At 36.9% G+C, this 18,971-nt stretch carries 18 protein-coding genes; 12 read left to right on the forward strand and 6 right to left on the reverse strand.

What is annotated here, in order from left to right:
• Window positions 1-15 precede the first annotated feature (15 nt).
• Window positions 16-2,214, forward strand: a complete 2,199-nt coding sequence (recQ, locus tag B4F31_RS01360; protein WP_286760431.1) for a DNA helicase RecQ — start codon at window positions 16-18, stop codon at window positions 2,212-2,214.
• 141 nt (window positions 2,215-2,355) lie between these two features.
• On the opposite strand, the gene B4F31_RS01365 is transcribed toward recQ, so the two are convergent.
• Both B4F31_RS01365 and B4F31_RS01370 read right to left on the reverse strand, forming a co-directional pair.
• A complete protein-coding gene (locus tag B4F31_RS01365; RefSeq protein WP_286760432.1) occupies window positions 2,356-3,138 on the reverse strand; it encodes a hypothetical protein in 783 nt (260 codons plus the stop codon).
• A gap of 30 nt (window positions 3,139-3,168) precedes the next feature.
• The gene (locus B4F31_RS01370; RefSeq protein ID WP_286760446.1) at window positions 3,169-3,903 is read right to left on the reverse strand and encodes a class I SAM-dependent methyltransferase; all 735 of its coding nucleotides are present in this window, start codon (window positions 3,901-3,903) and stop codon (window positions 3,169-3,171) included.
• Window positions 3,904-3,938: 35 nt separating this feature from the next.
• On the opposite strand from B4F31_RS01370, the gene B4F31_RS01375 reads away from it, so the two are divergent.
• Both B4F31_RS01375 and B4F31_RS01380 read left to right on the forward strand, forming a co-directional pair.
• A complete protein-coding gene (locus B4F31_RS01375; RefSeq protein ID WP_286760433.1) occupies window positions 3,939-4,433 on the forward strand; it encodes a YkgJ family cysteine cluster protein in 495 nt (164 codons plus the stop codon).
• Between the two features lie 151 nt (window positions 4,434-4,584).
• Window positions 4,585-4,956, forward strand: a complete 372-nt coding sequence (locus B4F31_RS01380; protein WP_286760434.1) for a four helix bundle protein — start codon at window positions 4,585-4,587, stop codon at window positions 4,954-4,956.
• Between the two features lie 43 nt (window positions 4,957-4,999).
• On the opposite strand, the gene B4F31_RS01385 is transcribed toward B4F31_RS01380, so the two are convergent.
• Entirely contained in the window at window positions 5,000-6,232 is a 1,233-nt protein-coding gene (locus B4F31_RS01385; protein WP_286760435.1) for an exo-beta-N-acetylmuramidase NamZ family protein, read from the reverse strand.
• Between the two features lie 9 nt (window positions 6,233-6,241).
• Between B4F31_RS01385 and B4F31_RS01390 the strand changes: the two genes are divergently transcribed.
• The 3 genes from B4F31_RS01390 to B4F31_RS01400 all read left to right on the forward strand — a co-directional run bounded on the left by B4F31_RS01390 (window position 6,242) and on the right by B4F31_RS01400 (window position 10,781).
• Window positions 6,242-7,474, forward strand: coding sequence for an ABC transporter permease (locus tag B4F31_RS01390; RefSeq protein WP_286760436.1), 1,233 nt, complete (start codon window positions 6,242-6,244; stop codon window positions 7,472-7,474).
• Window positions 7,475-7,554: 80 nt separating this feature from the next.
• Window positions 7,555-8,535, forward strand: coding sequence for a PLP-dependent cysteine synthase family protein (locus B4F31_RS01395; RefSeq protein WP_286760437.1), 981 nt, complete (start codon window positions 7,555-7,557; stop codon window positions 8,533-8,535).
• 143 nt (window positions 8,536-8,678) lie between these two features.
• Window positions 8,679-10,781 carry an alanine/glycine:cation symporter family protein gene (locus B4F31_RS01400; RefSeq protein WP_075325983.1) on the forward strand — a complete coding sequence of 701 codons (2,103 nt, stop codon included), beginning with the start codon at window positions 8,679-8,681 and terminating at the stop codon, window positions 10,779-10,781.
• A 107-nt stretch (window positions 10,782-10,888) separates the two neighbouring features.
• Here B4F31_RS01400 and B4F31_RS01405 read toward each other — a convergent pair whose 3' ends face one another.
• From B4F31_RS01405 to B4F31_RS01415, 3 genes are all read right to left on the reverse strand, one after another.
• Window positions 10,889-11,113 (reverse strand): hypothetical protein, encoded by a 225-nt coding sequence (locus B4F31_RS01405; RefSeq protein WP_286760438.1) that lies wholly within the window; start codon window positions 11,111-11,113, stop codon window positions 10,889-10,891.
• A gap of 119 nt (window positions 11,114-11,232) precedes the next feature.
• Window positions 11,233-11,415 carry a hypothetical protein gene (locus B4F31_RS01410; protein ID WP_286760439.1) on the reverse strand — a complete coding sequence of 61 codons (183 nt, stop codon included), beginning with the start codon at window positions 11,413-11,415 and terminating at the stop codon, window positions 11,233-11,235.
• Between the two features lie 114 nt (window positions 11,416-11,529).
• Window positions 11,530-12,084 carry a hypothetical protein gene (locus B4F31_RS01415; RefSeq protein WP_286760440.1) on the reverse strand — a complete coding sequence of 185 codons (555 nt, stop codon included), beginning with the start codon at window positions 12,082-12,084 and terminating at the stop codon, window positions 11,530-11,532.
• A gap of 68 nt (window positions 12,085-12,152) precedes the next feature.
• On the opposite strand from B4F31_RS01415, the gene B4F31_RS01420 reads away from it, so the two are divergent.
• The 6 genes from B4F31_RS01420 (at window position 12,153) to B4F31_RS01445 (ending at window position 18,850) form a co-directional block, all read left to right on the forward strand.
• Complete coding sequence (locus B4F31_RS01420; RefSeq protein WP_286760441.1) at window positions 12,153-12,857, forward strand: SGNH/GDSL hydrolase family protein; 705 nt, start codon at window positions 12,153-12,155, stop codon at window positions 12,855-12,857.
• Between the two features lie 43 nt (window positions 12,858-12,900).
• Window positions 12,901-13,962: a DUF2851 family protein gene (locus B4F31_RS01425; protein ID WP_349675911.1), complete on the forward strand. Its 1,062-nt coding sequence runs from the start codon at window positions 12,901-12,903 to the stop codon at window positions 13,960-13,962.
• A gap of 237 nt (window positions 13,963-14,199) precedes the next feature.
• Window positions 14,200-14,430, forward strand: coding sequence for a PspC family transcriptional regulator (locus B4F31_RS01430; RefSeq protein WP_075325989.1), 231 nt, complete (start codon window positions 14,200-14,202; stop codon window positions 14,428-14,430).
• 170 nt (window positions 14,431-14,600) lie between these two features.
• A complete protein-coding gene (locus tag B4F31_RS01435) occupies window positions 14,601-16,679 on the forward strand; it encodes an amino acid carrier protein (RefSeq protein WP_093303800.1) in 2,079 nt (692 codons plus the stop codon).
• 281 nt (window positions 16,680-16,960) lie between these two features.
• The gene (locus B4F31_RS01440; RefSeq protein ID WP_286760442.1) at window positions 16,961-17,557 is read left to right on the forward strand and encodes a ComEA family DNA-binding protein; all 597 of its coding nucleotides are present in this window, start codon (window positions 16,961-16,963) and stop codon (window positions 17,555-17,557) included.
• A gap of 123 nt (window positions 17,558-17,680) precedes the next feature.
• On the forward strand, window positions 17,681-18,850 hold the full coding sequence (locus B4F31_RS01445) for an acyl-CoA dehydrogenase family protein (RefSeq protein ID WP_286760443.1): 1,170 nt from the start codon (window positions 17,681-17,683) through the stop codon (window positions 18,848-18,850).
• Window positions 18,851-18,971: the final 121 nt, after the last annotated feature.

The following is an 18,971-nucleotide window of genomic DNA, read 5'->3' on the forward strand; positions in this document are numbered from 1 at the left end:
TTGTAACACAATTGAATGAGTTTGACGGAAATTGATTTACACCAACAGCTAAAGAAGTACTTTGGGTTTAGTCAATTCAAAGGCCTTCAGGAAGAGGTGATTACCAGTATAGTGAATAAAAATAATTCATTTGTGGTAATGCCGACCGGAGGAGGGAAATCCCTATGTTACCAACTCCCTGCGTTGATTGAAGAAGGAACGGCAATTGTGGTTTCGCCCCTTATCGCTTTAATGAAGAACCAGGTAGATGCTATACGTAGTATTTCTGCAGAGCACGGCGTTGCGCATGTGCTAAATTCCTCTTTGAATAAAACCGAAGTAAAACAGGTTAAGGAAGACATCGCTAACGGTGTTACCAAGCTGCTTTATGTAGCACCTGAATCACTTACCAAAGAAGATCATGTTGAGTTTTTAAAACAGCAAAAGATTTCTTTTTTGGCTATAGATGAGGCGCATTGTATAAGTGAATGGGGTCACGATTTTAGACCGGAATATCGAAATTTACGAAGTATCATAAAACGTATAGGCGATAATATTCCAATTATTGCCCTTACGGCTACAGCGACTCCAAAAGTACAGGAAGATATTTTGAAGAATCTTGGTATTCCAGATGCAAATACCTTTAAAGCGAGTTTTAACCGACCGAATTTATATTACGAGGTACGGCCAAAAACCAAAAATGTTAATGCGGATATTATCCGTTTTATCAAACAGCACCGCGGTAAATCTGGGATTATCTATTGTTTAAGCAGGAAAAAGGTTGAAGAGCTCGCACAAACACTGCAGGTTAACGGGATTAATGCCGTACCCTACCACGCGGGGCTGGATGCCAAAACCCGAAGCAGACACCAGGACCAGTTTCTTATGGAAGAAATTGATGTTGTGGTGGCTACTATTGCCTTTGGGATGGGAATAGATAAACCAGATGTTCGGTTTGTGATTCACCATGATATTCCAAAAAGTATAGAAAGTTATTACCAGGAAACCGGTCGGGCAGGAAGAGATGGTGGCGAAGGCCATTGTTTGGCTTTCTATTCTTATAAAGATATTGAAAAGCTCGAAAAATTTATGAGCGGAAAACCAGTAGCCGAACAGGAAATTGGTCACGCTTTACTTCAGGAGGTAGTTGCCTATGCAGAAACTTCCATTTCCCGCCGAAAGTTCATTTTGCATTATTTTGGGGAAGAGTTTGACAGCGAAACCGGCGAAGGCGCCACTATGGACGATAACGTTAGGTATCCTAAAAAGCAACATGAGGCTGGCAAAGATTTAGAATTACTTTTAAAAACAATAAAAGAAACAAAGCAATTATACAAATCTAAAGAAGTTGTAAAAACACTTATAGGAAAATCTAATGCGGTTATTTTATCACATAAAACCGATGCTCACCCACTGTTTGGAAAGGGAAAAGACCGGGATGGGAAATACTGGATGGCTTTAATTAGGCAGGCTTTGGTAGCCGGTTTATTAAAGAAAGATATAGAAACCTATGGCGTAATAAAACTTACTTCTAAAGGAGAAGAATTCTTAGAGAATCCAACTTCTTTTATGATGACAGATGATCATATTTTTGATAGTACGACTGAAGCTGTTCCTACTGCAAGTCAGTCGGGAGGTTCTGGGGTCGATAAAACCCTGGTGAAAATGCTGAAAGATCTTCGGAAAAAAGTAGCAGTAAAAAACGAGGTGCCTCCTTTTGTAGTTTTCCAGGATCCTTCGCTGGAAGATATGGCTATAAAATATCCGGTAAATATTGAAGAGCTTACCAATATTTTTGGAGTAGGCGAAAACAAGGCCAAAAAGTTTGGGAAAGAGTTTTTAGAACTTATTCAGCGTTATGTAGATGAAAATGAGATTGTTCGTCCAGACGATTTGGTGGTGAAATCTACCGGAGCAAATTCAGCTTTAAAATTATATATAATTCAGAACGTAGACCGCAAATTACCTTTAGATGATATTGCTTCTGCCAAAGGAATGGAGATGAAGGAATTCATCAAAGAAATGGAAGCAATTGTTTACAGCGGAACCAAGTTGAATATAAATTACTGGATAGACGATATTTTAGATGAAGATCAGCAGGAAGAAATTCATGAATATTTTCTGGAAGCTGAAACCGATAAAATAGATGAAGCCATCCAGGAATTTGATGGCGATTATGACGATGAAGAACTTAGGTTATACCGCATTAAATTTATAAGTGAAGTAGCGAATTAGAGTGTAAGGGTATAGGAGTATTTAATCGTCATCCTGAACTTGGTTCAGGACCTAAGATGTTTGTTGTTTGTAGTTCTAAACAGGTTAGAAGCTGAAACAAGTTCAGCTTGACGAGGAGTTCAACTTGACAAAGATTCAAAACTATCGTCCCCCGGCAGCTTGCAGATCTCTAATACAGTGCATTCCTAATTGTGGGATACGCCCTCCTTCAATTTCATCAATAATTCCGCTTCCAAATTCTATAGAAGCGCGCATCAGGCAGTCGGGAACATTGCAATGGCCTTCGTTATCATCATCTTTATGGTCAGATTGCGGTTCGGTACCAATATCTACCAGGCCGAATAAATGCCCAAATTCGTGGTTTAAAACTGCTGCTTCTATATCACTTTCAATCGGAGCATTAGGCCTTGCCGCAAAATCTTCAATAGTTTTTCCGAAAATCACCATAGATGTATTTCTAAAAGCTGAACCCAGGGTGAATTTATTTTCTTCGTCTTTTTCACTTTTTCCGTCAGCAAAATAAATATACACCGCAATTTCATCTCCCGCATTGTACACAGTACGGGTTTCTTTTTCTATTTCTACAATTTCCTCTATAGAAAAAGGAGCTTTGCCAGATGAAGAAACTGCTCTTAAACTAATATTTATACCATCGGGTTTAAAAGTTCGTTCTTCAAGAAAACTTTTAAAATTTGATAGAGCTGCCTGGTTAGGAGCATACCCGTTTACATAAACAATTTCTATATTCATTGAAGTGAATTCAGCATCGCTTAAAAGGTGGGAAGCTGAATCTCCCAAACCTTGCAAATTTGCTGTTTTATCTATTCCAACCACTCCATCATCATCATTTTCACCTGAATCTGAAGTACAGGAAAAGCTAAACAATATAATTAAAAGAAGAAGGCTGTATTTGTATTTAGACATTGAAAAAGCAATTTTGGTAAAAATATAAATTTATTGTTTTAAAGCTTGTAATTCAGCTAAATAATCGTAGTGTTTTCCCTCTTTTATTCGTTTACAGCGAAAGTTATTGGTTTCAGCGGCAAATTTTAAAGTTTGAAAATCTATATAGAGCCAATTGAAATAAGCAGAATTTTCTCCTTTATAACTCACTTTAAATTCCAGTTCACCGTAATATGCAGCTTCAGAGTCTACCCAAATTCCGCCATCTTCCTCCCGGTCAAATAAATAACTTAAATCTGAAGAATCCAAAAGGACTTTACCATTGGGATTTAGCAATTCCCTGGTTTTTTTAAAGAATTTGTCAAGCTGGTTGAGCTTGCCAATTATTCCGCTGCCATTCATTAGCATCAAAATGGTATCAAATTTTTCATTTTTCAAATCGAAAAAATCAATATTTCGAGCATCTTTAATTCCGCGTAGACGGGAAATTTCTATAGCTCCTTTAGAGGTATCAATGGAAGTCACCTGAAGGTTTTTTTCTTGCTGAAGATAAAGCGAATGGCTTCCTGCGCCGCAGCCAACATCTAAAACTTTTCCCTTTGCAAGTTGCAGCGCTTTTTGCTCTAAGGGTGGCATTTCAGCATAATTTCTGAACAAATAGGGAACAGGAATTACATCATCATCAAAGTCGGGGGAATGTACCTGGATATCTGTAGTATCCTTTTCGTAATAGTAAGCGGAAATAGCTTTTCCAAAAATGTCTTTTACTGAAGTTTGCTGATTCATTGATAAGGTGTAGCTTGGTTTTATATCTTTGCCCAATGGAAGAAATTCTAAAAAATCTCCCTGAAAAGGCCAAAGATAAGCATAAGGAAAATAAAAAGTTTTTTGCAAAGCTTAGAAAAAAGCCGCCAAAAGATTTGGATAGGCAGATGCAGGAAATGCACGAGGAAGAATTTTCGCGCACTAATTGCCTGGACTGTGCAAATTGCTGTAAAACTACCGGCCCTTTATTTACCAATAAAGACATAGAGCGCATTAGCAAGCATTTAAAATTAAAGCCGCAACAGTTTATTGAGCAGTATTTGCGAATAGATGAAGATAATGATTATGTGCTGCAACAAGTGCCCTGTACTTTTTTGGCTGCAGATAATTACTGCCTAATTTATGATGTGCGACCAAAAGCCTGCCGGGAATTCCCGCATACCGACCGGAAAGATTTTCATAAAATCTCTAATCTTACTATTAAAAATACGGCTATTTGCCCCGCTGCATATAATATTGTAGAAGAGATGAAGAAGAGGGTTAAGGGGTAGAAGGATTATTTTTTAGGGTTTGGGTTTGATTAGATTGTAGGTTTTTTCTGGATTGTGCCTTTATTGTTGGGCGGTACGGGTTGCGTGTTTCACGGTTTTATTAAATAACACTAAAATTCTAAATTAGAGAATTACTTTAAATTCAAAAAATATGAGCTCGAGTTACCGTGATCTTGATATTTATAATGCTTCCCTGAATTTATTCTTTAAAATTCATTCTCTAAGTTTAAAGCTTCCCAAATATGAATTGTACGAATTGGGGAGTCAGATAAGAAGATCTTCAGATTCTGTAGTTACAAATATTGTTGAAGGTTATGGAAGAAAACGGTACAAAGCTGACTTCATTAAGTTCTTAATTTATTCCCACGCCAGTAATGATGAAACCATTTTACATTTTAATAAGTTATTACACCTTTGTCCTGCTATTATGGGACCTCATCAAGACCTAGTTAAGGACTACGAAATTCTGGGAGCAAAAATTAATAAATTCATTCAATATGTAGAATTGAACTGGAAAAGTTAATATTCCGAAACCCGCAACTCGCAACTCGTATCCCGCCACGCCCTTAATAAATTAGGTATTGCTTTCTTTTAACTTCAAAATTTTCCAAACCTTGCTGCCAACTATCCCTTATTTCTTTAGCAGATAAACCGGCTTCAATTTGAGTTTGTAATTCTTTGGTTCCCGCCAGTTTTGTGAAAAAAGCATTGAAGAATTCATCTCTATTCGCGGTGTTTTCATATGCTTCAATTAGCCATTCTAAATTTATTTGATCTACCCGCGCTATTTCACTAAGATCCCGACCATAGCATTCTTTCCCGAGATGTTTTGGGCTTTTTGCGCCAGGCTTAGATTGTGGAGTATAGGTGAAATCAAAATAATTTTCATCTAAAAACGGCGAGCCGAATACCTGGAATTGTTTGTCGGTGCCACGACCGGCGTTCACATTGGTACCTTCAAAGAAACATAGACTTGGGTATAAATTTATTGCCTGTGCATTGGGTAAATTTGGTGAAGGTTTCACCGGAAGATCGTAAGCTTTAGAGTGGTCGTAATTTTCCATTTCAATTACTTCCAAATCGCATTGAATGCCGTCTTTTAACCATTTTTCGCCATTAATCATTTTTGCGTATTCTCCCATAGTTAAGCCGTGAACGGTTGGAATTGGATGCATTCCTACAAAACTTTTAAACTCGGTTTCCAGGATGGGGCCGTCTATATAATGTCCGTTAGGGTTTGGTCGGTCAAAAACGATAAGTTGTACGTCATTTTCGGCGCAGGCTTCCATCACATAATGTAAGGAAGAAATATAGGTGTAAAAACGGGTTCCTACATCCTGTAGGTCAAAAATTAATACATCAAGATCTTCCAGCTGTGCTGCTTTCGGCTTTTTGTTATCGCCATAAAGTGAAATTACTGGTAAGCCGGTTTGAGCATCTTTACCATCTTCTACTGCTTCGCCGGCATCAGCTGTTCCACGAAAGCCGTGTTCAGGGGCAAAACCTTTTACCAGATTCACTTCTAAGGCCAGCAAAGAATCTACTACGTGGGTAAATTCTCCAGCTTCATTTTTCATAATTGAAGTCTGGTTTCCTACAATCCCCACTCTTTTTCCCTTCAACAAAGGAAGGTAAGTTTCGGTACGATTGGCTGCGAGAATAATGTCTTTAACAGCGGTTTCATCTTGATTATTTATTGCAATTTCTTCTGAAGATTGCTCTTTCTTATTTTGGTTTCCGCAGGAAAGAATACCTATAAAAGCGAATAAAAATGTACTTTTGAATAACCTTTTAAGCATCGTGATAATTTGAATTTCGAATTTTTTGTTGTTAAACGCCTTATCGGCGGTAAAAGCCATAAAAGTAGTATTTCTGCACCTATTATAAAAATAGCGATTGCGGCAATTGCTATTGGTGTGGTGATGATGTTGGTTTCTTTTGCAACCGGACTTGGTTTGCAGGAAAAAATAAGGGATAAGATTGCGGCTTTTAACGGGCATATTAATATTTCTAATTACGATAATAACAGCTCACAGGTTACGCTTACCCCGGTTGATAAAGACCAGGATTTTTATCCTGAATTTAATACCGTTGATGGTATTGCCCACGTACAGGCGGTGGCAACAAAATTTGGGATAATTCGTACTGAAACAGATTTTGAAGGGGTTGTGGTAAAAGGTGTGGGCACCGATTATAATTGGAATTATTTTGAAGATTTCCTGATTAAAGGTAAACTGCCAGATGTTGATAATAACTTGAATGATGAGGTTTTAGTTTCAGCTTATTTAGCGAACAGGCTTCAATTAAATATAGGAGATAAAATTCCAACTTATTTTCTGCGCGATGGCAGCGATAGACCGCTAACCCGTGGATTTGTGGTTACCGGTATTTATGATTCTGGGTTTATGGACTTTGATAAACTCTATGTGCTGGCCGATATTCGGCATATTCAACGTCTTAATCGCTGGGGAGAAAATGAGGTAGGCAATTTTGAAGTTTTTCTAAACGATTTTGACGAAATTGATGAAAAAGGCCAGGAAGTTTATGAGAACACGGGGTCGTTTTTAGATACGCAAACCATAAACCAGAAGTATTATTCGATATTTGAATGGCTGGCGCTTTTCGATTTTAATATCGCCCTTATTATTGGAATTATGATTTTGGTCGCCGGGATAAATATGATTACTGCTTTGCTGGTTTTAATTCTTGAGCGCACCCAAATGATCGGGATTTTAAAAGCCCTGGGCGGTAACGACTGGAGTATTAGAAAGATTTTTCTTTACAATGCCGGTTACCTTATTATTAAAGGACTTTTCTGGGGAAATTTAATCGGAATCGGAATATTATTGCTGCAGAAATATTTTAAACTGGTACCATTAAATCCTGAAACCTATTATGTGACTGAAGTTCCCGTTTATCTAAGCTGGGACTATATTTTAGCGGTAAACCTGGGAACCTTAATTTTATGTATGCTGATGTTGATAATTCCTTCAGTAATAATTTCAAAGATTTCTCCTTCCAGAGCAATTAAATTTGAATAAATTATAACAAATCGAGTGCTTTTGGTGATTCTATTGAAGTAAATTCAATTTTTTACCTTTGCAACTTCAAAAATAAAGAAATGGATTACGTAGAAAATATATTGGGGACTATTGGGAATACGCCAATGGTGAAAATGAATAAGATCACTAAAGATATAGACGCTTTGGTTTTAGCAAAATATGAAACTTTTAACCCGGGAAATTCGGTTAAAGATCGTATGGCGGTGAAAATGGTAGAAGAAGCTGAAGCCAAGGGACTTTTAAAACCCGGCGGAACTATTATTGAAGGAACATCTGGAAATACAGGAATGGGCCTTGCCCTTGCAGCCATTGTGAAAGGCTATAAAATGGTTTGTGTACTTTCTGATAAACAGAGCAAAGAAAAAATAGATATTTTAAAAGCCGTAGGTTGCGAAGTGGTAGTTTGTCCCACCGATGTTGCGCCAGAAGATCCGCAATCTTATTATTCAACCTCAAAAAGAATGGCAGAAGAAACTCCAAATTCCTGGTATGTGAATCAATATGATAATCTGGCAAATACCAAAGCACATTACGAAAGTACCGGTCCTGAAATTTGGGAACAAACCGATGGGAAAGTGACTCATTTTGTAGTAGGCGTAGGTACCGGTGGAACTATTTCTGGAGTGGGAAAATATTTGAAGGAGAAAAATCCGAATATTAAAGTTTGGGGAATTGATACCTATGGTTCTGTTTTTAAAAAATACCATGAAACCGGGGAATTTGACGAAAAAGAGATTTACCCATATATCACCGAAGGGATTGGAGAAGACATTTTACCAAAAAATGTAGATTTTAGTGTGATTGATGGATTTACCAAGGTAACCGATAAAGACGCCGCTGTTTACACTCGTAAATTGGCCGAAGAAGAAGGTTTCTTTTTAGGAAATTCAGCCGGCGCTGCAGCAAAAGGATTGCTTCAACTTAAAGAACATTTTACCAAAGATGATGTGGTGGTTGTTTTATTTCACGACCATGGCAGCCGTTATGTAGGAAAGATATTTAACGATGAGTGGATGAAAAAACAAGGATTCATCGATTAATTTTTATATGAATTCTGAATTAAATGTTCAGAAATTATATTTAGCTGAGAGTATTAAAAATATATATTATTATAAATTTTTAATACTTTCATTTTTTTATGCAAATAATATTATATCAGATAAATAGTAAAGAAATTTAGTTTATGAGGAATTTATGGCTTTTTACCAGTATATTTTTAATGTTAACAGCCATTACCGGGGCACAGGAAAACACACAAAATAATTCTGATTTACAGGTAGAAGTAACTCTTTCAAACCCTTCACGGGAAATTAACGACGGGATAGCCGAAGTTATTGTAACCGGGGGAGAAAAGCCATACCAGTATAAATGGACCAATCAATCTACTGCCTTAGATGCCAGGAAATCTACTGGTTTAATTGAGGGAATGGAACATACCATTAAAGTGACAGATGCGAATAATAAATCTGTTTCTAAATCCTTTACAATTCCTGCCGAATCTATTACCGAAATTTTTAATAGTAATGTACAGCCCGCCGTAGATTTTCTTGGCGGGATTTTATTTTGGGATCCATTTGCTTCTTTGGGTATTTTTGATCCCGTGGTGTATACTCCCACTAAACAAATTCCTATTCCCGAATGGGATGCTTTAAGCAATAATTCCTATACTTTAAAAGAATGGTTAATCACAAAAAATGCCGAGGTTAATGAAGGCGATAAAATTGCCATAATCCAAACTAATACAGGGGAAGAAATTGAAGTTTTTTCGCCGGTAAAAGGAAGACTCAATTACCTGGTTAAAGAAGGCCACGTAATTTTTGATCCAAATAGTACCAGTGATGTTGTAGAACAGGATGCACACGTTTTTGCAGAAGTAGTTTACGCTGAGCCGCAACCCTTGTTACATCCTAATGGAGATGTGAAGATGAATGCGATTCCCTTTATTGTAATGTGGTTAATTATAGGAAGTATCTTTTTTACGATTAGACTTGGGTTTATAAATATCCGTGGGTTCAGGCATTCCATAGACCTGGCCAGGGGGAAGTATGACGACCCAAATGCACCGGGTACTATTACTCACTTCCAGGCTATGGCAACTGCTGTTTCTGCAACAGTTGGTCTAGGAAATATCGCGGGCGTGGCAGTAGCTATTTCCCTTGGTGGTGCCGGCGCTACCTTTTGGATGTTTTTAGCAGGATTTTTTGCTATGTCTTTAAAATTTGTAGAGTGTACTTTAGGGGTAAAATACCGATTTATAAATAGTGAAGGCCGAATTTTTGGCGGACCAATGAATTATTTGAGATATGGCCTTGAAAAAAGAAATATGAGAGGTCTTGGTAAATTTCTTGCCGGCCTTTTTGCCGTTCTTGGCGTTGGGGCTTCATTTGGCGGGGGCAATATGCTACAATCTAACCAGGCATTTAAAATTGTTTCTGAGCAATTACCATTTCTACAGGGTCACGGTTTTTGGTTTGGTGTAGGCTTCGCTATATTAGTTGGGGTGGTAATAATTGGCGGTATTAATAGTATTGCTAAAGTTACCGGAAAAGTGGTTCCTTTTATGGCCATGGTATATATTCTTGGATGTGCTATTGTAATTGGCACCCATATAGAAAATATAGGTGGTGCTTTCTCTGCAATCTTTAATGGAGCACTCTCTGCAGATGCACTTAAAGGTGGATTTATTGGAGTGTTAATTATTGGTTTACAACGGGCAGCGTTTTCCAGTGAAGCCGGGGTTGGTTCGGCTGCAATTGCGCATAGTGCTTCAAAAACCAATAATCCTATAGCCGATGGTTTTACTTCTTTGGTAGAACCATTTATAGATACTATGGTGGTTTGTACTATGACGGCTCTTGTCCTTATTTTCACCGGTATGCACGAAGTGAATGGGCTTGGAGGAGTCGAGTTAACCTCAGATGCATTTGGTAGTGTGATCTCGTGGTTTCCCGCAGTTCTGGCTTTTGCCGTTTTCTTATTTGCATTTTCAACTATGGTCTCCTGGTCTTATTACGGAATGAGATCCTGGACTTATCTTTTTGGGAAAAGTGTGAAATCTGAAACCGTTTATAAAATTATGTTCCTTCTATTTGTGGTTCTTGGCGCTTCTACAAGTCTGGGGGCCGTACTTAGTTTCTCTGATATGATGATTTTAGCCATGTCTTTTCCTAATATTATAGGTTTATATATAATGTCTTCTGAAGTACGGGAGGATATGAAAATTTACCTGAAACGACTTAAAGCAGGGGAAATTTACATCAGTGAAAAATTCAGGAAAGCAGCTTAAGGAGGTAAATTGACTCTATAATCGAGATTCAATTGCTATGATACTTTGCTCGGAATAGAATATTATTCTTTTTAATAGCTTCGTGAGCTCGCTTCGATGGAGTTTACTTATGGTAATTTCTGAAGAAAATAAAAGAGAAAACTTCCAATTAAATATAGAAGCACGTCAATTATATCGGCCGTGTATCTCCAGTGTAGTGGTGGTAGAATAACTTCAAAATAAATAGCATACATCACGAATACTGAAAGTACAGTTATAAGATTTAAACGTAAAGTTTTATCCTTCTTAAGGAACTGTACCGTATAGAGACAAATGCTTAATACAATAGGCATACAAAGAAAATTTGCCAAGTAGAAATTAATAATATCGGGGAGTGGGATCTCAAAAAAATAAAGAGCTTGGAGAAGAGCAAAAAGAAGACAGCTTATAAAAAAGAACGTTTTTAAACTTTTCATAATACCAGGAGGGAAACCAGGAAAGCAATTATACCACCAACTACCATTACCGCTATCCAAATTGAATATCCAACTTTAGAAAAGAAACGTCCGATTCCGGTTTGGGGTTCTTCTTTTTCTTGCGTTGGTTTTGAGGTAATATTTGTAGAAGTGTTTTTATTTTCTTGGTTGGGTTCCATAATTGAGTTGCTGGTTCACTTTGCTAAAAAAGATAAACAAAAATTCCAAAATGGAATTATTTCCGTAGGGTTTAACCGCAATTTAGGTATTGCTTATAAAATAATCTTAAAATATTATTCTTCCCATCCCCAGGGAGCATCAGGTGTTTTTATTGGATTGGAAAGATCAAATTCTACACTAAAATTAGTTTTAGCACCAATTCTTTTAAGATTGTAACTAAAAATTTCATCATCTAAGCTTATCCACCAAACATTGGTTGCCGCAGCGGGAAGTAATTCGGCCGTTTCGTCATCAGCAGGAAATACCTGGATGTTGGCTAAACCGGTGTTAGAAGCCGTGCCGCCGTACTGCGTTATTTTATCTTCGCTGCCATCGGGTTTGCGGTGATCATGTTTCAGCTCAATTTTATTATCTTTTAATCGTAAAATCCAGGTCCGGGATTTATTTTCTCCTACAAAAAATGGGATTTTAATTTCATTTTCCTCGCAAGACCTCACGTGCATAATTAATTTCTTGCCATCAAAATCAGCGTTGCCTATTCCCTGGATTATAGTGCCTTCATAAGATTTACCGCAGTGTTGCTGAAGTTGGTTCCAAAAGCTTTTTGCCGGTGTTTCCTGGGCAAAGACTGCGCTGCTTAAAAAGAATAAAATGAAGTATAATTTCATATTACAAATGGGCTAAATGTTTTAAATTGCTGCAAAATACACTATTTAAAGCCCTAAAAAGATTCTGAATGAAAAATTTCTACTTTATAATTTTAGTATTTTTAGTAATTGGTTGCAACACATCTAATTCTGTCACCCACAATACAGAAACCGATAATCCTTCTGGTATGGATTATAGTTACCTTGCCCTGGGTGATTCTTATACCATTGGTGAAAGTGTACCCGAAAAAGAGCGCTGGCCGGTACAGTTGGTTGCTCAACTTAACGAAAGAGGGTATAAAGTAGCACCACCTAAAATTATAGCCAAAACCGGTTGGACCTCTGGAAATTTATTAGCCGCAATGCGATCTGAATTGAATTATACCCGAGAATTTGATTTAGTTTCTATTTTAATTGGAGTTAATAATCAGTACCAGGGACAAGGTATTGAAGATTATGAAGAAGAATTGCGCGAGATTTTTAAGTTGGCGCTTAATCATTCTAAACGTAGGGAAAAAGGCGTTTTTGCTTTGAGTATTCCAGATTATGGAGTGACGCCTTTTGGAGCAGAAAATACAGAAACTATTGGCGAGGAAATAGATGAGTTTAATGCGGTTTTTAGAAGAATTGCGGCAGAATTTGAGGTTGATTTTTATAACATTACGCCAATTTCCCGTGAAGCTGAAAGAGATGCCGCCCTTATTGCCGAAGATAATTTACACCCCAGCGGATTGATGTATCGCTTTTGGGTGGAAGAAATTATAGATGAAATCCCCCAAATTTTACCTCAGTAGTTTAAAAGACTGGTCTTAAAGCGCATTTTTCTAATTTTAGAAGATGCGCGAAGATTTTTTACATTATCTATGGAAATTCAAGAAATTCGATTTCACCAATGCAAAAACCACGCAGGGAGAAAAAATACTTCTAATAGATAGTGGAGCTCATAATTTTAATTCGGGCCCCGATTTCTTCAATGCGCGCTTAAAAATTGGAGACCAGCTATGGGCCGGAAATGTAGAGTTGCATATCAAAGCATCAGACTGGTATTTTCACCAACACGAAAAAGACACAAATTACGATAATGTTATTTTACACGTAGTTTGGGAAGACGATGTTGACGTACAAAGGCATAATAAAACTTCTATACCCGCTTTAAGCTTAAAAAGTCTTGTAGATCAGGATTTACTTATGGGTTATCGCCAACTTTTTGCTTCTCCTGAAAACTGGATTAATTGCGAGAAAAATTTTAAAGAAGTAGATGATTTCACGCTGCGCCATTGGCAGGAGCGTCTTTATTTAGAGCGTTTAGAAGAAAAATCTATACTTATTTTAGATTTATTAGGGAAATCTGGGAATAACTGGGAAGCAGTTTTATTTCAGATGTTAGCTAAAAACTTTGGGCTTAATCTTAATGGAGATGCGTTTCTAAGTATGGCGCAAAGTTTGGATTTTTCTGTGGTGCAGAAATCCTCTCAAAATAATTTACAACTTGAAGCTTTGTTTTTTGGCCAGGCCGGTTTGCTTAGTAAGCAATTAAATATCCCTTATTATAAAAAACTGCAGCAGGAATATGCCTATCTAAAACATAAATACAAACTCTCAAATTCTGGCGTGATTCCTCCAAAATATTTCAGGTTACGGCCAGATAATTTTCCGAATATTAGGCTGTCTCAGTTGGCTTCGCTTTATTTTAAGCAGAAGAATTTGTTTTCAGAATTAATTGCTTCAAAATCTTTCTTGCCTATTTATAAAATTTTAGATGTAGAAACTTCTGAATTTTGGCGGCAGCATTATTCATTTCCGAAGAAACATAGAGAAAGGGAAAAAAGGCTAAGTCCCGCTTTTAAAGATCTGGTGCTTATAAATACTATTATTCCGCTTCGTTTTTGTGATTCCTAATCGCGCGGTAATGATGAAATAGAAATTTTACTAGAGCTAATAGAAAAAATACCTGCCGAGAATAATAAGATTGTTCAGAATTTTAATAAAATTAAAAATGGCAGTACGCAAAACGCTTTACATTCCCAGGCTATGATAAACTTAAAAAAGAATTATTGTGAAGCCAATAAATGTCTTGATTGTGCTATTGGTGTAAAATTACTGCAACGAAAGACTTAAAATCTTATATTTGTAACGATGACAAAAATGGTGCACAATATTCGTTATTTTTTTGAAAGACATGGTTTTTATGTTTCTTCCCGAGTGGCCGATAAAATGGGAATGCGCGCCAAAAGTGTACGCTTGTTTTTTATTTATGCCTCGTTTGTAACACTGGGCTCCTGGTTTGTGGTGTATTTGGTCCTTGCATTTTGGTTAAAACTTAAAGACTTGGTGTACACTAAAAGAACTTCAGTTTTTGATCTATAACCGGTATTTAACTGCATTTTTATCAATAATTTTAAGTTTCTTCAGGATTTAATCAAACTAAATTTAACAATACCTTTACATTTTAACTCCCAAAAATTTGAAAAGGCCCATTTTTTTAGCATCTTGCTTCGCGGAAATTATCAATCTAAATTAAACAACCTTTATACTATATGAGAAAGTATCTGCTTTCAATGTTCTTTTTGTTTTCAATTTTAGCGATTAATGCACAAGAACTGGATGTCCAGGCCAAAGTTGGCAATCCTTCCAATATTATTAATAACGGGTTTATTGATCTTGAGGTTGAAGGAGGAGTACCTCCTTATAAATACCAATGGTCTGATCCCGAAACTTCTTTAGAATCATCCAGAGCAGAAGGTCTTACCGAAGGAGTTCCTTATGAAGTAACAGTTACCGACAGTGAAGGTAATTCTGTAACAAAAAGTTTTGAAATAAAGGCTGATGCTATTACCGAACATTTTAACGGTACTTTTGTTCCCATTGTAGAAGGAATGACGGCTATTCTTTTCTGGGATCCATTTACCGCTGTAGGAATCTACGATCCAAAGGTATATGCCGAAAAACGTTTTGTCCCAACTCCAGATTGGAGTGCTGATACAGAAGATAAATTCATCTTAAAAGAATGGCAGGTAGAAGAGGGAGCTCACGTAGAAGAAGGTGACCTTATTGCCATTGTAGGATCTCAAAATAGCGGTGATCTAGAGGTTATGGCCAATGCTACTGGAACAGTAGAATATCTGGTAGGAGAAGGCGAAACAATATGGGATTATCAAAATAGTTCAGATCTTATTGAAACAAACGCCCATATGTTGGCCCAAATTCAATATGATGAACCGCAAATTCTAACCAATCCTAATGGAACTCCACAAAAACATAATATTCCTTTTATTGTTGTTTGGTTAATTTTTGGTGCAGCATTCTTTACTGTAAAAATGGGCTTCATCAACTTTAAAGGATTTAAACACTCTATAGACCTTGCCAGAGGGAAATATGACGAGCCTAACGCACCGGGTAGTATTACTCACTTTCAGGCGCTGGCAACCGCAGTTTCTGCTACAGTAGGTTTGGGTAATATTGCCGGTGTTGCCGTTGCAATTTCCCTTGGTGGTGCAGGAGCAACTTTCTGGATGATTATTGCCGGTTTACTGGGTATGGCATCAAAATTCGTAGAATGTACGCTTGGTGTAAAATATCGTTTTATAAACTCTGAAGGGAGAATCTTTGGAGGACCAATGAACTATTTGCGCTACGGACTTGAAAAAAGAAATATGCGTGGTTTAGGTAAATTCCTTGCTGCCTTTTTCGCTATTTTAGGTATTGGTGCCTCATTTGGTGGTGGAAATATGTTCCAGGCCAATCAATCTTTTGAAATCCTTTCTGGCCAGTTTACTTTCTTAATTGGTAATGGATTTTGGTTTGGTATTGGAGTTGCAGTTCTTGTAGGTATTGTTATTATTGGAGGTATTCAAAGTATTGCTAAAGTAACCGGTAAGGTGGTGCCATTTATGGCTGCAGTATACGTTCTTGGTGCTTTAACTGTAATATTTATAAATATAGAAAATATTGTTCCGGCATTTGGAGCTATTTACGATGGAGCTTTTAACGCTACAGCGATGAAAGGTGGAATTATAGGGGTGCTAATTGTTGGTTTTCAACGTGCAGCATTCTCTAACGAAGCTGGTGTTGGGTCGGCAGCGATTGCTCACTCGGCAGCAAAAACAAATCACCCGCCATCTGAAGGTTTTGTCGCTTTATTAGAGCCTTTTATTGATACTGTAGTGGTTTGTACTTTAACTGCTTTAGTATTAATCTTTACCGGAATGCACGAAGTAGAAGGAGTAGGTGGGGTTCAATTAACCTCAGATGCTTTTGCAAGTGTAGTTTCCTGGTTCCCTTATGTGTTGGCAATGGCAGTTTTCTTATTTGCATTTTCAACAATGATTTCCTGGTCTTATTACGGGATGCGTTCCTGGACTTACCTCTTCGGAAAAAGCAAAAAAACAGAATTGGCATATAAAATATTATTCCTTGTGTTTGTTGTAGTAGGAGCTTCCATTAGTTTAGGAGCCGTATTAGACTTCTCTGATATGATGATCCTTGCGATGTCCTTCCCGAACATTATAGGACTTTATATTATGTCTAGTGAAGTAAGAAAAGATCTAAATGAATATTCCCGAAAGCTAAAAGCAGGAGAATTATTCAAGAAACAACGAGAGGCAAAAGCCAGCTAACCTTGTAAAATTATGAAATTGATAAAATCCCATTTTGTGTTCAACAGGAGCCAACAAAATGGGATTTTTCTTTTGGTAATAATTATAATTCTTTTTCAGGCGATTTATTTTTTTGCTGATTTTTCTTCGGAAAGTAATTCTGAAGCTTTATCCCGGAAGAAATAGAATCTTTTCAAGCACAAATAGATTCTATAAAAGTAGCCCGGGCTGAAGCAGATTCGATTAATATCTATCCTTTTAATCCAAATTATATAACCGATTTTAAAGGTTATACTTTAGGAATGAGTGTAGAAGAAATTGATAAACTTCAGCAATTTAGAGAAGAAAATAAATGGATTAATTCTGCAAAAGATTTTCAAAAAGTTACGGGTGTTTCAGATTCTTTACTTGCTACAATTTCTCCGTATTTTAAATTCCCAAATTGGGTTACTGAGGCCGAAAAGAAAAAAGAGAACAATAGAAATATCCCTTCTGTAAAAGTTTCAGATTTAAATACAGCAAAATCAGAAGATTTACAAAAGATAAATGGAATAGGTGAGGTGTTAGCGAATAGGATTGTTAACTACAGAACTAAAATCGGTGGTTTTAGAGGCGAGATTCAGCTAAAAGATATTTATGGTTTAAATTATGAAACGCGGGAAAAGTTGCAGCAGCAATTTAAGGTTTTTAAAGATGAAGATTTAAGCTTAATAAATATTAATAAAGCGAAAGTTCTAGACCTGGTAGATGTTCCGTATATTAAATATGAGCTTGCGAGGGAGATTATAGATTACCGCCAACTACACGAAGAAATTAGTTCTTTTGAAGAATTATCAAAAATAGAAAGTTTTCCTTCAGATAAAATCGATAGAATTCAATTATATTTGATCTTAAATTGAATATTCGGAATTTTAGCTTACTTAAATATTTATCCGTGGATTAATTACTATAATAAAAATTGATTTTATTTTAGTGGCCCGGAAGTTTGCTTCCTTTCTAAATAAAAGAAAAAAGAAAATAGCATGAATACATTGTATTTTACAGAGGAACACGAACTTTTTAGAAAAAGTTTTCAGGACTTTTTACAGAAAGAAGTGGTACCTCATATTGATAAATGGGAGAAGACCGGCACAATAGAACGCTTTATCTGGAAGAAATTTGGTGAAATGGGCTACTTTGGCCTTAACCAGCCCGAGGAATACGGCGGGATGAACCTTGATATTTTCTACACCGTAATCTTCCTGGAAGAACTTCAAAAAATTAATAGCGGTGGCTTTGCTGCTGCTATGTGGGCCCACGCTTATTTGGCAATGACGCACGTAAATAAAGAAGGTGACGATGCAATTAAGAAAAAATATCTTAACCCAAGTATTGAAGGAGATAAAATAGGCTGTCTTTGTATCACCGAGCCTTTTGGTGGCTCTGATGTTGCCGGAATGCGAAGTACCGCAATTAAAAAAGGCGATAAATATATTTTAAACGGTTCCAAGACTTTTATTACCAACGGAGTTTATTCAGATTATTTAGTAGTAGCTGCCAAGACCGATCCTGATAAGGGAAATAAGGGGATGAGCATTTTTATTGTAGACAGGGAAACTCCCGGAATTTCGGCTTCAAAATTAGATAAACTGGGCTGGAGAGCTTCAGATACTGCAGAAATTGCTTTTGACGATGTTGAGATTCCTGCTGAAAATCTAATGGGTGAAGAAGGAAAAGGTTTTTCTTATATCATGCAGCACTTTGCTTTAGAGCGATTAATTATGGGAATTAACGCCCACGCTCGTGCTGAATATGCCCTGGATTATACATTAGGCTACATGGCCGAAAGAGAAGCATTTGGCAGAACCATAGATAAATTCCAGGCTTTGAGACATTCGGTAGCCGATATGGCCAGCGAAGTAGAAATGAATAAGGAATTCAATTATTCTATTGCGAAACGCCTTAATGACGGGCAATATGTGGTGAAAGAGGCCAGTATGTCTAAATTACTTTCAACAAAAATGGCCGATAAGGTTATTTACGATTGTTTGCAGATGTTGGGAGGTTATGGGTATATGGAAGATTATCCATTGGCAAGAATGTTTAGAGATAGCCGTCTAGGCCCAATTGGTGGTGGAACTTCAGAAATTCTTAGAGAGATTATCGCTAAAATGGTGATCGATAAAAAAGAATACAAGCCAGCGGCGAAGTAATCTTTTAGATTAACATTTTTGCGAAAATTCTACATTTATCGCTAAAATGGTGATCGATAAAAAAGAATACAAGCCAGCGGCGAAGTAATCTTTTAGATTAACATTTTTGCGAAAATTCTAC

Source organism: Salegentibacter sp. UBA1130, assembly GCF_002311535.1.
Classification (GTDB): domain Bacteria; phylum Bacteroidota; class Bacteroidia; order Flavobacteriales; family Flavobacteriaceae; genus Salegentibacter; species Salegentibacter agarivorans.

Coding starts and splice junctions, on each gene's coding strand:
- B4F31_RS01445 (WP_286760443.1), top strand. CDS start 17,681: ATGAATACATTGTATTTTACAGAGGAACACGAACTTTTTAGAAAAAGT.
- B4F31_RS01365 (WP_286760432.1), bottom strand. CDS start 3,138: ATGTCTAAATACAAATACAGCCTTCTTCTTTTAATTATATTGTTTAGC.
- B4F31_RS01435 (WP_093303800.1), top strand. CDS start 14,601: ATGAGAAAGTATCTGCTTTCAATGTTCTTTTTGTTTTCAATTTTAGCG.
- B4F31_RS01420 (WP_286760441.1), top strand. CDS start 12,153: ATGAAAAATTTCTACTTTATAATTTTAGTATTTTTAGTAATTGGTTGC.
- B4F31_RS01410 (WP_286760439.1), bottom strand. CDS start 11,415: ATGGAACCCAACCAAGAAAATAAAAACACTTCTACAAATATTACCTCA.
- B4F31_RS01400 (WP_075325983.1), top strand. CDS start 8,679: ATGAGGAATTTATGGCTTTTTACCAGTATATTTTTAATGTTAACAGCC.
- recQ (WP_286760431.1), top strand. CDS start 16: ATGAGTTTGACGGAAATTGATTTACACCAACAGCTAAAGAAGTACTTT.
- B4F31_RS01370 (WP_286760446.1), bottom strand. CDS start 3,903: ATGAATCAGCAAACTTCAGTAAAAGACATTTTTGGAAAAGCTATTTCC.
- B4F31_RS01380 (WP_286760434.1), top strand. CDS start 4,585: ATGAGCTCGAGTTACCGTGATCTTGATATTTATAATGCTTCCCTGAAT.
- B4F31_RS01425 (WP_349675911.1), top strand. CDS start 12,901: ATGCGCGAAGATTTTTTACATTATCTATGGAAATTCAAGAAATTCGAT.
- B4F31_RS01430 (WP_075325989.1), top strand. CDS start 14,200: ATGACAAAAATGGTGCACAATATTCGTTATTTTTTTGAAAGACATGGT.
- B4F31_RS01440 (WP_286760442.1), top strand. CDS start 16,961: ATGAGTGTAGAAGAAATTGATAAACTTCAGCAATTTAGAGAAGAAAAT.
- B4F31_RS01385 (WP_286760435.1), bottom strand. CDS start 6,232: ATGCTTAAAAGGTTATTCAAAAGTACATTTTTATTCGCTTTTATAGGT.
- B4F31_RS01405 (WP_286760438.1), bottom strand. CDS start 11,113: ATGCCTATTGTATTAAGCATTTGTCTCTATACGGTACAGTTCCTTAAG.
- B4F31_RS01415 (WP_286760440.1), bottom strand. CDS start 12,084: ATGAAATTATACTTCATTTTATTCTTTTTAAGCAGCGCAGTCTTTGCC.
- B4F31_RS01395 (WP_286760437.1), top strand. CDS start 7,555: ATGGATTACGTAGAAAATATATTGGGGACTATTGGGAATACGCCAATG.
- B4F31_RS01375 (WP_286760433.1), top strand. CDS start 3,939: ATGGAAGAAATTCTAAAAAATCTCCCTGAAAAGGCCAAAGATAAGCAT.